Annotated in this window: 13 protein-coding genes and 3 tRNA genes; 7 read left to right on the top strand and 9 right to left on the bottom strand. The window is 55.6% G+C overall.

From position 1 onward, the window contains the following. Positions 1 to 21 precede the first annotated feature (21 nt). A complete protein-coding gene (gene argA / locus ACW9E7_RS16100; RefSeq protein WP_023294467.1) occupies positions 22 to 1,353 on the bottom strand; it encodes an amino-acid N-acetyltransferase in 1,332 nt (443 codons plus the stop codon). Between the two features lie 227 nt (positions 1,354 to 1,580). Between argA and amiC the strand changes: the two genes are divergently transcribed. After that, the gene (gene amiC, locus ACW9E7_RS16095) at positions 1,581 to 2,834 is read left to right on the top strand and encodes an N-acetylmuramoyl-L-alanine amidase AmiC (protein ID WP_023309036.1); all 1,254 of its coding nucleotides are present in this window, start codon (positions 1,581 to 1,583) and stop codon (positions 2,832 to 2,834) included. Between the two features lie 88 nt (positions 2,835 to 2,922). Here the strand turns inward: amiC and ACW9E7_RS16090 are convergent. The 3 genes from ACW9E7_RS16090 to ACW9E7_RS16080 all read right to left on the bottom strand — a co-directional run bounded on the left by ACW9E7_RS16090 (position 2,923) and on the right by ACW9E7_RS16080 (position 3,242). After that, positions 2,923 to 2,999 (bottom strand) — tRNA-Met (locus ACW9E7_RS16090). Positions 3,000 to 3,043: 44 nt separating this feature from the next. After that, a tRNA-Met gene (locus ACW9E7_RS16085) sits at positions 3,044 to 3,120 on the bottom strand. A 45-nt stretch (positions 3,121 to 3,165) separates the two neighbouring features. Further along, positions 3,166 to 3,242, bottom strand: a tRNA-Met gene (locus ACW9E7_RS16080). A 208-nt stretch (positions 3,243 to 3,450) separates the two neighbouring features. Between ACW9E7_RS16080 and mltA the strand changes: the two genes are divergently transcribed. Further along, the gene (gene mltA, locus ACW9E7_RS16075) at positions 3,451 to 4,548 is read left to right on the top strand and encodes a murein transglycosylase A (RefSeq protein ID WP_111965423.1); all 1,098 of its coding nucleotides are present in this window, start codon (positions 3,451 to 3,453) and stop codon (positions 4,546 to 4,548) included. Positions 4,549 to 4,623: 75 nt separating this feature from the next. Further along, the gene (tcdA, locus tag ACW9E7_RS16070; protein WP_003862764.1) at positions 4,624 to 5,430 is read left to right on the top strand and encodes a tRNA cyclic N6-threonylcarbamoyladenosine(37) synthase TcdA; all 807 of its coding nucleotides are present in this window, start codon (positions 4,624 to 4,626) and stop codon (positions 5,428 to 5,430) included. On the opposite strand, the gene csdE is transcribed toward tcdA, so the two are convergent. After that, positions 5,421 to 5,867, bottom strand: a complete 447-nt coding sequence (gene csdE, locus ACW9E7_RS16065) for a cysteine desulfurase sulfur acceptor subunit CsdE (RefSeq protein WP_115876194.1) — start codon at positions 5,865 to 5,867, stop codon at positions 5,421 to 5,423. The two genes, tcdA and csdE, sit on opposite strands and share 10 nt — an antisense overlap. Beyond that, the gene (csdA, locus tag ACW9E7_RS16060) at positions 5,867 to 7,072 is read right to left on the bottom strand and encodes a cysteine desulfurase CsdA (RefSeq protein WP_458728077.1); all 1,206 of its coding nucleotides are present in this window, start codon (positions 7,070 to 7,072) and stop codon (positions 5,867 to 5,869) included. The genes csdE and csdA overlap by 1 nt, the downstream gene beginning before the upstream one ends. Positions 7,073 to 7,264: 192 nt before the next feature. Between csdA and ACW9E7_RS16055 the strand changes: the two genes are divergently transcribed. From ACW9E7_RS16055 to rlmM, 4 genes are all read left to right on the top strand, one after another. After that, positions 7,265 to 7,492: a YgdI/YgdR family lipoprotein gene (locus tag ACW9E7_RS16055; RefSeq protein ID WP_115876192.1), complete on the top strand. Its 228-nt coding sequence runs from the start codon at positions 7,265 to 7,267 to the stop codon at positions 7,490 to 7,492. Positions 7,493 to 7,841: 349 nt separating this feature from the next. Then, positions 7,842 to 8,759 carry a glycine cleavage system transcriptional regulator GcvA gene (gcvA, locus tag ACW9E7_RS16050; RefSeq protein ID WP_032643156.1) on the top strand — a complete coding sequence of 306 codons (918 nt, stop codon included), beginning with the start codon at positions 7,842 to 7,844 and terminating at the stop codon, positions 8,757 to 8,759. A gap of 39 nt (positions 8,760 to 8,798) precedes the next feature. Further along, positions 8,799 to 9,194, top strand: coding sequence for a DUF423 domain-containing protein (locus ACW9E7_RS16045; protein ID WP_023309031.1), 396 nt, complete (start codon positions 8,799 to 8,801; stop codon positions 9,192 to 9,194). After that, a complete protein-coding gene (rlmM, locus tag ACW9E7_RS16040; RefSeq protein ID WP_111965427.1) occupies positions 9,187 to 10,287 on the top strand; it encodes a 23S rRNA (cytidine(2498)-2'-O)-methyltransferase RlmM in 1,101 nt (366 codons plus the stop codon). Before ACW9E7_RS16045 ends, rlmM begins: the two co-directional genes overlap by 8 nt. Before the next feature lie 62 nt (positions 10,288 to 10,349). On the opposite strand, the gene xni is transcribed toward rlmM, so the two are convergent. The 3 genes from xni to ACW9E7_RS16025 all read right to left on the bottom strand — a co-directional run bounded on the left by xni (position 10,350) and on the right by ACW9E7_RS16025 (position 13,946). Further along, a complete protein-coding gene (gene xni / locus ACW9E7_RS16035; protein WP_458728076.1) occupies positions 10,350 to 11,105 on the bottom strand; it encodes a flap endonuclease Xni in 756 nt (251 codons plus the stop codon). A 112-nt stretch (positions 11,106 to 11,217) separates the two neighbouring features. Then, positions 11,218 to 12,585: an L-serine ammonia-lyase gene (locus ACW9E7_RS16030; protein ID WP_111965429.1), complete on the bottom strand. Its 1,368-nt coding sequence runs from the start codon at positions 12,583 to 12,585 to the stop codon at positions 11,218 to 11,220. A gap of 65 nt (positions 12,586 to 12,650) precedes the next feature. Continuing rightward, on the bottom strand, positions 12,651 to 13,946 hold the full coding sequence (locus ACW9E7_RS16025) for an HAAAP family serine/threonine permease (protein WP_111965430.1): 1,296 nt from the start codon (positions 13,944 to 13,946) through the stop codon (positions 12,651 to 12,653). Positions 13,947 to 14,148 lie beyond the last annotated feature (202 nt).

Raw genomic sequence — 14,148 nt, 5'->3', positions numbered from 1 at the left:
CCGGACGGTGAGGGCCTAGTATCATCCCAGGTCCGCCATCAGCACTTTTGAACGACGCTGATAGTTGTACATTTCTTTCTTTGTTTCCGGTAGAGAATCGATATCCACCGGCGTGAACCCGCGCTCCTGGAACCAGTGAATGCTGCGCGTCGTCAGGACGAACAGCTTGCTCAGCCCCATCTGGCGCGCCTGTGCCGCCACGCGCTCAAGCAGCATTTCACCGCGTGAAGAGCTACGGTAATCAGGATGCACCGCCACGCAGGCCATTTCACCGATCTTCTCTTCCGGGAACGGATAGAGCGCGGCGCAGGCGATGGTCAGGTTATCGCGCTGAATAATGGTGAATTTGTCGATCTCCATCTCCAGCTGCTCGCGTGAACGACGCACCAGGATACCCTGCTGTTCCAGCGGGCGAATCAGCTCCAGAATACCGCCGATGTCGTTGATGGTGGCGCGGCGGATCTGCTCCGCACTCTCCATCACAATCTGTGTACCAATACCGTCGCGGGAGAACAGCTCCTGCAGCAGGGCCCCGTCTTCCTGATAGCTGATAAGGTGGCTGCGGCGCACGCCGCTGCGGCAGGCCTTCACGGCGCCACGCAGGAAGCGGACGGTGCCGGAGTAGTAATCGCCTTCGGCTTCCAGCGCTTCCACGCGAGCCTGGGCTTCATTCGGGAAGAGTTCCGGCACGATCGTTCCCTCATCGTTCACGACGCCCTGGGAGGAGCAGAACCCAATCATTTTTTCGGCCTTCAGCTTGATTGCCAGCTGCGTGGCAATCTCTTCTGAGGTGAGGTTAAAGCTTTCGCCAGTCACGGAAACGGCGACCGGGCCCATCAGGACGATGGCTCCGCTGTCCAGCTGGCGGTGAATAGCTTCTTCATCAATACGACGAATGCGACCGCTGTGGCAGTAATCCACGCCATCGTCCACGCCGAGCGGCTGGGCAATGATAAAGTTGCCGCTCACGACGTTGATATGCGCGCCCTGCAGCGGCGTGTTGTTCAGGCTCATGGACAGGCGAGCGGTAATATCCAGCTGCAGCAGACCTGCCGCCTGTTTCACCAGCTCAAGGGTTTTGGCATCCGTGACGCGGGTATGTTTGTGGTAAATCGGCTCGTGGTGATGAGCGGCCAGGTTGGCGTCGATCTGCGGACGGGCGCCATAAACCACCACCAGGCGGATCCCGAGGCTGTGCAGCAGGCCAATGTCATTGACGATGCTGGAAAAATTTTCATGCTCAATGGCTTCGCCGCCAAGCATGATGACAAACGTTTTTCCCCGATGAGCGTTGATATAGGGAACAGAATGGCGGAATCCCTGGACCAGTTCGGTTCTACGTTCCTTCACCATGGCACAACCCTTAATGAATGTTTATTCGTAATTTATGTATTTTTATTCGATTGTGACCGCGTGTGCAAGCGCAAATTTTCCGCGACCCACAGAATTTGGTAAGTAATCCGTGCGTTAGCGTATGATTGTTTACCCTTTTATAGATGACAGTTTATGCGTCATTCGTTAAAGTTTTCGGTCAATCTGGACATTTTGTATATCAGTCAGTGTTCTTGCTCGGGAGAAGCATGTCGGGATCCAATTCAGCAATAAGCCGCCGCCGTTTGTTAAAAGGGGCCGGGGCAATGTGGTTGCTTAGCGTCAGTCAGGTCGGTCTTGCCGCAACCAGTCAGGTGGTAGCGGTCCGCGTCTGGCCATCGTCGACCTATACGCGCGTGACGGTCGAATCCAATCGCGTGCTGAAATATAAGCAATTTGCCCTCAGCAACCCGGAACGCGTGGTGGTGGATCTCGAAGGCGTTAACCTCAACTCCGTGCTGAAAGGGATGGCGGCGCAGATCCGCGGCGACGATCCGTTTATTAAATCGGCGCGCGTCGGGCAGTTCGACCCGCAAACCGTGCGCATGGTGTTTGAGCTTAAGCAGAACGTGAAGCCGCAGCTGTTCGCCCTGGCGCCCGTCGCGACGTTTAAAGAGCGACTGGTCATGGATCTCTACCCGGCCAATGCGACGGATATTCAGGATCCGCTTCTCGCCCTGCTGGAGGATTACAACAAAGGCGATCTTCAGCGTCAGGTGCCGCCCGCGCAAAGTGGTCCGCAGCCGGGGAAAGCAGGGCGCGATCGTCCGATTGTGATCATGCTCGATCCTGGCCACGGCGGCGAAGACTCCGGCGCGGTGGGAAAATACCGTACGCGTGAAAAAGACGTGGTGCTGCAAATTGCCCGTCGCCTGAAGGCGTTGATTGATAAAGAAGGCAATATGCGCGCCTATATGACGCGCAATGAAGATATCTTTATTCCGCTGAAGGTCCGGGTGGCGAAAGCACAGAAGCAGCGCGCAGATTTGTTCGTGTCGATCCATGCGGATGCGTTTACCAGCCGCCAGCCAAGCGGTTCGTCCGTGTTCGCGCTCTCAACCAAAGGCGCGACCAGTACCGCCGCGAGATACCTTGCGGACACCCAGAACGCCTCGGACCTGATTGGTGGCGTGAGCAAAAGCGGCGATCGCTACGTCGACCACACCATGTTCGATATGGTGCAGTCGCTGACCATTAACGACAGCCTGAAGTTTGGTAAAGCGGTGCTGGGCAAGCTGGGGAACATCAATAAGCTGCATAAGAACAGCGTTGAACAGGCCGGATTTGCGGTACTCAAGGCGCCGGATATTCCGTCCATCCTGGTTGAAACCGCGTTTATCAGTAACGTGGAAGAGGAGCGTAAGCTCAAGACGGCAAAATTCCAGCAGGAGGTTGCGGAGTCGATTCTGGCAGGGATTCGTGCGTATTTCTCTGACGGGGCGACGCTGGCGCGGCGCGGATAACGCTTTCAGCCGGGTACACGCCCGGCAAATTCACAAACGACAAGATACAAAAAAACACCCTTCAGGGTGTTTATTGTTTTAGAAGTGTTGGTTGCGGGGGCCGGATTTGAACCGACGACCTTCGGGTTATGAGCCCGACGAGCTACCAGGCTGCTCCACCCCGCGTCCGTCTTTCTACTCTTGTAGAAGCTTACTTCTTCAAATTTGATTGGTTGCGGGGGCCGGATTTGAACCGACGACCTTCGGGTTATGAGCCCGACGAGCTACCAGGCTGCTCCACCCCGCGTCCGTCTTTCTACTGGTCGTAGAAGATACTTCATCAAATTTTAATTGGTTGCGGGGGCCGGATTTGAACCGACGACCTTCGGGTTATGAGCCCGACGAGCTACCAGGCTGCTCCACCCCGCGTCCGTGGATGCGCACTATACTCGGATAGACTTGTGATGCAACCCCTTTTTCACATTTATCATGATTTTGTATGCAAATTGAACGACATGGCGTTGTTTGGACTATTTTTTGCGCAAAATTTGCCAAAGGGCATGCGATCGCATTTCATTAGCCCTGGCGGTTTGTTATCTTCATCACGCGGAAATGGGCAACTTAAAGACGAGATATAATGAAAGGACGTTGGGCGAAGTATCTGATGACGGGCGCAATGGTAGCGATTCTTGCGGCCTGTTCTTCCAAACCGACCGATCGCGGTCAACAGTATAAAGACGGGAAGTTATCCCAGCCTTTCTCTTTAGTTAATCAGCCTGATGCTGTCGGCGCACCGATTAATGCCGGTGATTTCTCCGAGCAGGTCTACCAGATCCGCAACGCGTCGCCGCGTCTGTATGGCGCCCAGAGTAGCGTATATAACGCGGTCCAGGACTGGCTGAAAGCAGGCGGCGATACGCGCAATATGCGCCAGTTTGGTATCGACGCCTGGCAGATGGAAGGGGCCGATAACTACGGCAACGTCCAGTTTACCGGCTATTATACCCCAGTTATCCAGGCACGACACTCGCGTCAGGGCGAGTTCCAGTATCCTATCTACCGTATGCCGCCAAAACGCGGTCGCCTCCCGTCGCGCGCCGAGATCTACGCCGGTGCGCTGAGCGAAAACTACGTCCTGGCCTACAGCAACTCCCTGATGGATAACTTCATCATGGACGTTCAGGGCAGCGGCTACATTGATTTTGGCGACGGTTCGCCACTTAACTTCTTCAGCTATTCCGGTAAAAACGGCCACGCCTATCGCAGTATCGGCAAGGTGCTGATCGACCGCGGCGAAGTGAAGAAAGAAGATATGTCGATGCAGGCGATCCGCGAGTGGGGCGAGAAACACAGCGAAGCCGAGGTGCGCGAGCTGCTTGAGCAGAACCCGTCGTTCGTCTTCTTCAAACCGCAAAACTTCGCGCCGGTGAAAGGGGCGAGCGCAGTTCCGCTGATTGGCCGCGCGTCGGTAGCATCCGATCGTTCGATTATTCCTGCAGGCACCACGCTGCTTGCTGAGGTCCCGCTGCTGGACAACAACGGCAAGTTCAACGGCCAGTATGAGCTGCGTCTGATGGTGGCGCTGGACGTCGGCGGGGCGATTAAAGGCCAGCACTTCGACATCTATCAGGGTATTGGCCCTGACGCAGGTCATCGTGCGGGCTGGTATAATCACTACGGACGCGTGTGGGTACTGAAGGCGGCACCAGGTGCCGGAAACGTATTCAGCGGCTGATTGTGGTATTCTGAGCGCAATACGGATTACTGTTCAGGGTGAGGATAACCTCACCCTTTTTACATCTGAGGTTTTATGTCTGTGGTAATCAGCGACGCCTGGCGCCAGCGTTTTGGCGGGACGGCACGTTTATATGGTGAAAAAGCCCTGCAGCTGTTTGCGGATGCGCATGTCTGCGTCGTGGGCATTGGTGGTGTGGGGTCGTGGGCGGCAGAAGCGCTGGCGAGAACCGGTATTGGCGCAATCACGCTGATTGACATGGATGACGTTTGCGTCACCAACACCAACCGTCAAATCCACGCCCTGCGCGATAACGTTGGTCTGGCGAAGTCTGAGGTCATGGCGGAGCGTATCCGCCTGATCAACCCGGAATGTCAGGTCACGGTGATCGACGACTTTGTGACGGCAGATAACGTCGCGGAGTATATGAGCAAAGGCTACAGCTATGTGATTGACGCCATCGACAGCGTGCGGCCAAAAGCGGCGCTGATCGCCTATTGTCGTCGTTACAAGGTTCCCCTGGTGACGACGGGCGGCGCGGGCGGGCAAATCGACCCTACGCAGATCCAGGTAGCCGATCTGGCGAAAACCATTCAGGATCCGCTGGCGGCTAAGCTGCGTGAGCGCCTGAAGAGCGACTTTAACGTGGTGAAGAACAGCAAAGGCAAGCTGGGCGTTGACTGCGTGTTCTCGACCGAAGCGCTGGTTTACCCGCAGGCGGACGGCTCCGTGTGCGCGATGAAAAGCACGGCGGAAGGACCAAAGAGGATGGATTGCGCCTCAGGCTTTGGCGCGGCCACGATGGTGACCGCTTCCTTTGGCTTTGTGGCGGTGTCACACGCCCTGAAGAAGATGATGGCGAAAGCGGAGCGTCAGGCCTGAGCCTGGCGTGCGGCGTCCTGCACGGCTTCGCTTAGCGCGATCAGCCCCTGACCGCGCGAGGCGCTGAGCTGCGCGCGCAGTCCCAGCTCATCAAATAATGCCAGCGGCGAATGCGCCAGCAGTTCCGCCGCGCTTTTCCCTTCCACAGCGGTCAACAATACGGCCAGCAGGCCCCGGACGATGCGGCCTTCGCTGTCGCCGAAGAAGTGCAGCTTCTCACCGGAGACGCTCACGCCCAGCCAGACTCGATTCTCACAGCCCGCAATCTCTTTCGCCTGCGCTTTGAGATCGTCTGAAAGGGCAGGGAGCTGTTTACCCAGCAGGATCAGCTGTCGATATTTATCTTCCCACTGCTGGAGCGGGGCGAAGGTCTGTTTCAAGGTCTCTTCTGTGATGACGGTGCCAAACGGGTGTCCGGCTAAAGCAGCGCTAGTCATTAATCCACCAGTATTTCAAGGGCACGGTCAACGGCGGCAACCAGCGCGTCGACATCGCTTTGGGTATTATACGGCGCAAACGAGGCGCGCAGCGTACCGTTAACGCCAAGCGCCGCCAGCAGCGGCTGGGCGCAGTGCTGTCCGGCACGCAGGGCAATGCCATACCCGGCCAGCAGCGTCACCATGTCGCTGTGATGTACGCCCGCAAAATCAAAGGCGAGCAGGCTTGAGTCCTGAACGCGGAACGAGCGGAAACCCGGGCGCTTTTTGAGTTCTTCCTCTGCCAGCGTCGCCAGCCCCCGGCTCCAGCTTTCAGCCTGAACAATGTCGATTTCAGCCAGCCACTCCAGCGCCGCGCTTAAGCCAATCACCCCCGCCACGTTCGGCGTACCGGCTTCCAGACGATAGGGGATGTCCTGCGTTTTGAAGCCCTCGAACGACACTTCGGTAATCATTTTGCCGCCACCAAGCCACGGCGTCATTTTTGCCAGCAGTTCTGGCTTGCCGTACAACGCCCCAATACCGGTTGGCCCATAAAGTTTATGTCCTGAGAAGGCATAGAAATCGATATCCAGCGCCTGCACGTCGGCGGGGAAGTGCACCACGCCCTGAGCGCCGTCAACCATCACCACCATCCCGCAGGCATGGGCTATGCGAATGGCCTGAGCCAGATCCGGGCAACCTCCCGTGACGTTCGACATCTGTCCGAGCGCCAGAATGCGACTGCGGGAGGTAATCAGCTCGGGGAGGCGGGCCACATTGGGCAGAAGGTCTGCACCCAGCGGAAGCTTCACCACGCGTGCGCCCGTCTGCTTGGCCACCATCAGCCACGGCACCAGGTTGGCGTGATGTTCCGCCTCGCTGACGACGATCTCATCGCCCGGCTGAAGCAGCGGGCGCGCGTAGCACTGGGCCACCATGTTGATGGCCTCGGTCGTGCCGCGCGTCCAGACGATGTTTTTCCCGCTTTCGGCATTGATCAGGCGAGCGACCTGATCGCGTGCCGCTTCATAGCGCGCGGTTAACCGCTGCGCTTCGGCAAACTGGCTGCGATGTACGTTCCCGGCGCTCAGGCTGTAGAACTGCTGAGTGGCCTCAATCACCGCCTGGGGCTTAAGGGCGGTGGCGGCGCTATCCAGATAAATACCGGCATCGGCCAGGGCTGGAAACTGTGCGCGGAACTGCGCAGGGCTGAAAGCGTTCATGGGATTCCTCATTTCAATATAGCGATCGTCGCGCAATTTCAGCTGCAGGGCAAGGAGGTTGATATCTATCAGAATTGTCTGCTTATCCTGATGACCCTATAAAAGCAGGTTATGCTAAATAGTGTTAGGTTGATGTTTTAGCCTGTTATAAATCGAGGTTTGAATAGCATTAATTGCTAAAGGAGAATAATCATGAATAAGACAGCTGCAATCATTTCTGCCTGTGCGTTTTCTTTTGCCCTGAGCGCCTGTTCTGGTAATAACTACGTGATGCACACCAACGATGGTCGTTCTATCGTTTCGGAAGGGAAACCGACTACCGATAATGATACCGGGATGATTTCGTACAAAGATGCTAACGGGAACAAGCAGCAGATCAACCGCACGGACGTGAAAGAGATGAAAGAGATCGAGCATTAACAGATCGCAAGCGAAAAAAAAGCACCGCAAATTGGCGGTGCTACATTAATCACTATGGACAGACAGGGTAAATGTACAGGAAGTGAAAAATTGGTAGCGTTGCTACCGTGGTCTGAATCGCAGACCAATTGCAAACACAACAACACAACATCACAACCGTAAGCCAAAAGCCCTTCAGAACACGCATTCCGAAAAAAGCTCTTCGTTCCGGCTCAGGAAGTGCCGCCACTATAGGTATTTGCTGGTAGTTCCTCAACGGACAAATTATAATGGCTCAGATAAAAAAAACTAATAGGTTAAACGTTGTTTCCTGTTTGTTAAAATCCGTTAACATCTAAGCCAGATAACCATGTCAAAGCGATTGCCACCTCTTAATGCATTACGTGTTTTTGATGCAGCAGCACGTCACCTGAGCTTTACCCGCGCAGCAGATGAGCTTTTTGTGACACAGGCCGCAGTAAGTCACCAAATCAAGTCTCTGGAGGATTTTCTGGGCCTTAAGCTGTTTCGTCGACGCAACCGTTCGTTGCTGTTGACCGAAGAGGGGCAGAGCTATTTTCAGGATATTAAAGAGATTTTTTCTCAGCTTACGGAAGCCACGCGTAAGCTGCAGGCTCGCAGTGCAAAAGGTGCCCTGACTGTCAGTTTATTGCCCAGTTTTGCGATTCAATGGCTGGTGCCCAGACTCTCAAGCTTTAACTCAGCTTATCCGGGGATCGACGTTCGAATCCAGGCGGTAGATCGTCAGGAGGACAAGCTGGCCGATGACGTGGATGTCGCCATTTTTTATGGTCGCGGTAACTGGCCGGGCTTGCGTGTTGAGAAATTATACGCAGAATATCTCCTGCCGGTCTGTTCTCCCCTGCTGTTAACGGGCGACAAGGCGCTGAAGTCTCCCGCTGATCTGGCGCAGCATACGCTTTTGCATGATGCCTCTCGCCGCGACTGGCAAACTTATACCCGTCAATTAGGTCTTACTCATATAAACGTGCAGCAGGGACCCATCTTTAGCCACAGTGCGATGGTGTTACAGGCTGCCATTCACGGACAAGGCGTGGCGTTGGCGAACAACGTCATGGCGCAGTCTGAAATTGAGGCAGGCCGCCTGGTCTGCCCTTTTAATGATGTACTGGTCAGCAAGAATGCATTTTATCTGGTTTGTCATGACAGTCAGGCAGAACTGGGTAAAATAGCCGCCTTCCGGCAGTGGATACTGGCGAAAGCGGCAACCGAGCAAGAAAAATTCCGCTTCAGGTATGAACAATAACGTTTGTGTGCCGGGCACGCATCAACTCAGGACTTAAACATGACCAGCCGATTCATGCTGATTTTTGCCGCGGTGAGTGGCTTTATTTTTGTTGCACTGGGCGCCTTTGGCGCACATGTATTAAGCAAGTCTTTGGGCGCTGTAGAGATGGGCTGGATCCAGACCGGCCTTGAATATCAGGCATTCCACACGCTGGCTATTTTTGGGCTGGCGGTGGCGATGCAGCGTCGTATCAGTATCTGGTTTTACTGGAGCAGCGTGTTTATGGCGCTGGGTACCGTGTTATTCAGCGGTAGCCTGTACTGCCTTGCACTCTCACATCTACGCCTGTGGGCGTTCGTTACACCCGTCGGTGGCTTCAGCTTCCTGGCGGGTTGGGTATTAATGTTTATCGGAGCTATCCGTCTGAAACGCAAGGGCGTTGTTCATGAATAAGGTTGTTTTATATTGTCGCCCGGGGTTTGAGAAAGAGTGCGCCGCGGAAATTACCGATAAAGCGGCGAAGCGCGAAGTCTTCGGCTTTGCCCGCGTAAAAGAGAACGCGGGCTATGTGGTATTCGAGTGCTACCAGCCCGAAGACGCAGACAAGCTGGCACGCGAGCTGCCGTTCAGCTCGCTGATCTTTGCTCGCCAGATGTTTGTTGCGGGTGAGCTGCTGAAGGATCTTCCGCCGGAGGACCGCATTACGCCAATTGTCGGCATGCTGCAGGGCGTGGTTGAAAAGGGCGGCGATCTGCGCGTTGAAGTGGCGGATACCAACGAAAGTAAAGAGCTGATGAAGTTCTGCCGTAAGTTCACCGTGCCGCTGCGTGCGGCACTGCGTGATGCGGGCGTGCTGACGAACTACGAAACGCCGAAGCGTCCGGTGGTGCATATCTTCTTTATCGCACCGGGCTGCTGCTATGCAGGCTATTCGTACACCACCAACAACTCTCCCTTCTTTATGGGCATCCCGCGTTTGCGCTTCCCGGCCGATGCGCCAAGCCGTTCCACGCTCAAGCTGGAAGAGGCGTTCCACGTCTTTATCCCGGCGGATGAGTGGGATGAGCGTCTGGCAAACGGCATGTACGCCGTCGACCTTGGCGCGTGCCCGGGCGGCTGGACCTATCAGCTGGTGAAACGCAACATGTGGGTATCGTCCGTTGATAACGGCCCAATGGCGCAAAGCCTGATGGACACCGGGCAGGTCACCTGGCTGCGTGAAGACGGTTTCCGCTATCGCCCGAACCGTAACAACATCTCGTGGATGGTGTGCGATATGGTTGAGAAGCCGGCAAAAGTCGCCGCGCTGATGGCCTCCTGGCTTGTCAACGGCTGGTGTCGTGAGACCATTTTCAACCTCAAGCTGCCGATGAAAAAGCGCTATGAGGAAGTGTCGCAGAACCTGGCCTACATTCAGGAGCAGATGGATGAACACGGTATTAACGTGGAGATCCAGGCGCGTCAGCTGTATCACGACCGCGAAGAGGTGACGGTGCACATTCGTCGCTGGTGGGCAGCGGTCGGCGGACGTCGCGACGAGCGATAGTGCGTGCTTTGCTTTGCCCGGTGGCGCTGCGCTTACCGGGCAAAAAAAACTGTGTAGTGGTTTTAACGTTCTAAACGCAGCTGCTGTAAATTCCCGTCGAGCTGTAAATCCGTCTGTAGCGTTGCGATTTCCCGGCAGATAAACGCCATCTCTTTATGCGCCTCCAGCTTCTTGCGCCACTTTTCCGGCACCTCATCCAGACGGGCGTAAATCCCTTCCAGACTCTGAAAATCGGCCAGCAGCTGCGCGGCGCTTTTCGGCCCAATACCGGCGACACCCGGAACCTTAGAGCTGCTGATGCCTGCCAGCCCCCAGTAATCAGGCAGTTGTCCAGGCGAGACGCCGAACTCGCTGGCAATAAATGGCGCGTCCAGCCAGCGTTTTTGAAAATAGTCGCGAATGCGGATAGTTGGGGAGAGCAGCTGACAGTAGCCTTTGTCAGTTGAAACGATAGTGGCCTGATGCCCGGCGCTGGCTACCTTTACGGCCAGAGTGGCTGCGAGATCGTCGGCTTCATTTCCCTGTGCGCCCCAGCAGGGGACGCCCCGCAGTTCAAATGCAGCGCGCAGCATGGGCAATTCAGCGTGAAGATCGTCCGGCATCGGTGCGCGTCCGGCTTTGTAGTCGGGCAAACGCTGGTGTCGCCAGCCCGTGTTGCGGTCTTCGTCATCAAAAACCGCGACCGCATGGGTGGGCTCGCTGTGGCGGATAAGCTGTTCCAGCGCGTGCAGGCAGGTGTCTTTACAAGGCGTCCCCTGTACCGCATGGATACGGCGAATCAGGTTTAGTGCATCGACGATAAGTAAATGAACGGCCACAGATAATCTCCCTTCTATCTCATATGTGAAGGGTAACACTGTCAGCAGCGTGAAACTATGAATGGTGGGGAAAACAGGAAGAAGCCTCGCAAAACGAGGCTTCCTGAGAGGCTTAATCGCAGGTTACGATCTTCATCGCCAGGCCGCCGCGAGAGGTTTCGCGGTATTTGGCGTTCATATCTTTACCGGTTTCGTACATGGTTTCGATAACCTTATCGAGACAGACGCGAGGCTCGCTGGTGCGGCGCAGCGCCATTCGCGCCGCGTTAACCGCCTTCACGGAGGCAATCGCGTTACGCTCGATGCACGGCACCTGTACCTGGCCGGCAACCGGGTCACAGGTCAGCCCCAGGTTATGTTCCATGCCGATTTCCGCTGCGATGCACACCTGCGCCGGGCTTGCGCCCAAGAGTTCCGCCAGACCCGCCGCCGCCATAGAGCACGCCACGCCGACTTCACCCTGACAGCCCACTTCCGCACCGGAAATAGACGCGTTCATCTTATACAGCGAACCAATTGCACTGGCCACCAGCAGGTAGCGCGCCAGCGAGTTCGCGTTCACTTCACGGATAAACTTGTCGTAGTACGCCAGCACCGCCGGAACGATACCGCAGGCACCGTTGGTCGGCGCGGTGACCACACGGCCCCCTGCGGCGTTCTCTTCGTTTACCGCCAGGGCGAACATGTTGATCCAGTCCACCACGGCCATCGGGTCCGTGGTCGTTTTGTCGGTGCTCACCAGCATACGGCGCAGCGCTGCAGCACGACGCGGCACGCGAAGTTTGCCCGGCAGAACGCCTTCGGTGGTGATCCCGCGCTCAATACCGCCGCGCATCACTTCCCAGACGTTAGTGAAGTGCTGTTCGAGCTCCTCTTTGCTGTGAAGTGCCAGCTCGTTTTTCATCATCAGGCCGGAGAGGGAAAGGCCCGTCTCCTGGCAGTGGCGCTGGAGGTCTGCCGCCGTTTTGTACGGATACGGCACCTCGACAGAGGAAGTACTGGTTTGACCAAAGTGGTCTTCGTCGACGATAAAGCCGCCGCCGATTGAGTAATACGTCTGGCTGTATACCGCTTTTTCGCCGGCCAGCGCGGTAATGCGCATGCCGTTTTCGTGCAGCGACAGGTTGTCCGCATGGAAATTCATGCAGTGGTCAACCGGGAATTCAACCTCGTGCTCGCCGTTCGCCAGCAGCAGGCGCCCGTGGGTATTAACGTCCTGGATGAAACCAGGGATCGCATCAATATCAACGGTATCCGGCAGGTTTCCCGCCAGGCCCATGATAATCGCGATATCGGTATGGTGGCCTTTCCCGGTCAGGGAAAGCGAGCCGTACACATCTACAACCACGCGCGTAATGTCGTGCAAGATGCCGCGTGCAATCAAGTCATCCGTGAACTGCTTACCGGCTTTCATCGGTCCGACGGTATGAGAGCTGGAAGGACCAATACCGATTTTGAAGATATCGAATACGCTAATCATGATGCGTCCATTGCTTTCAGTCAGAGAGGGAGGAGTGCGCCGTCCGAAAACGGCGCGGGTGGTAATCAGAACATGGTGTACAGGGAGTAGAAGATCGCAGAGATTGCGATAAGACCCATGATAACCACAAACACGTTGCTCACATGACCGCTGTACTTACGCATAGCAGGGACTTTCTGAATCGCGTACATCGGCATCAGGAACAGAATCATCGCGATGACCGGGCCGCCCAGGGTTTCAATCATGCCCAGGATGCTTGGGTTCAGGGTCGCTACTGCCCAGGTGGTGAGCAGCATGAACAGCGCGGTGATTTTGTTCAGCTTGTTGATTTCAATGCTCTTGCCTTTACCGCGCAGAGATTTTATCACCATACCGTTGAAGCCTTCACGTGCGCCGAGGTAGTGGCCCAGGAAGGATTTGGTGATGGCGATAATCGCGATGATCGGTGCCATCCACGCAATCAGCGGTGCGTTAAAGTGGTTCGCCAGGTAAGACAGGATAGAGATGTTCTGCTCTTTCGCTGCAGCCAGATCCGCCGGGGAAAGGCTCAGTACGCAGCTGAAGACGAAGAACATAACGGTCAGAACCATCATGATGTGAGCGCGTGCCAGGATGCTGGAGCACTTCTTCTCTGCGCCGTTACCGTACTCTTCACGTTTCGCAACGGCGAAGGAAGAGATGATTGGAGAGTGGTTGAAGGAGAAGACCATTACCGGAATCGCCAGCCAGAGGGTCATCAGCAGGCCGTTACCGGTCGCCGATGCGCTGCTCAGGGACAGGGTTTCCAGCGCTGCACCGTTCCACTGTGGGATCAGGTAGCAGGCCAGCAGCATCAGAGCAGCCACAAACGGGAACACCAGCACGCTCATCGCCTTCACAATCATCTGCTCACCGAAGCGCACGATGGTCATCATGCCGACAATCAGGATCAGAGACAGGATGGCACGCGGAGGCGGCGTCATGTGCAGCTGGTGCAGCATGAAGCTTTCAACGGTGTTGGTAATCGCCACGCTGTAAACCAGCAGGATAGGGTAAATCGCGAAGAAGTAGAGCAGGGTAATCAGCTTACCTGCGCCCACGCCGAAATGCTCTTCAACCACTTCAGTGATGTCTTCGCCCGGGTTTTTACCGGACAGCACGAAGCGGGTCAAACCGCGGTGTGCAAAGAAGGTCATCGGGAAAGCAATGATAGCCATAATGATCAGCGGAATCAGACCGCCGACGCCTGCGTTGATAGGAAGGAACAGTACACCAGCGCCGATTGCCGTGCCGTAAAGGCCAAGCATCCACATGGTATCCGTTTTGCGCCAACCACTTCGGGATTCAATCGAAGCAACGGTGCTGGTTTGAGTGGTTTCCATCTGTATCTCCTGGAGGAAGCGAATTGTCAGGTTTTTAGTCAAATCCGATGAAAAAGTGCCTGACGGTAATATGAAATTCGTTCAGTGACGGTTTTTTAATAATTTTTGCCCGTAACTATTGGCGGGCGGAAAGATACATTCTAGTTATGAATCTATCAGTGATCCTGATCCCAAATGCAATAATCCACTTATGATGTGGGCA

This window comes from Enterobacter sp. H2G27, from assembly GCF_054403075.1.
The sequence above is the reverse complement of the archived record's forward strand: the minus strand, read 5'-3'. Positions and strand labels throughout refer to the sequence as shown.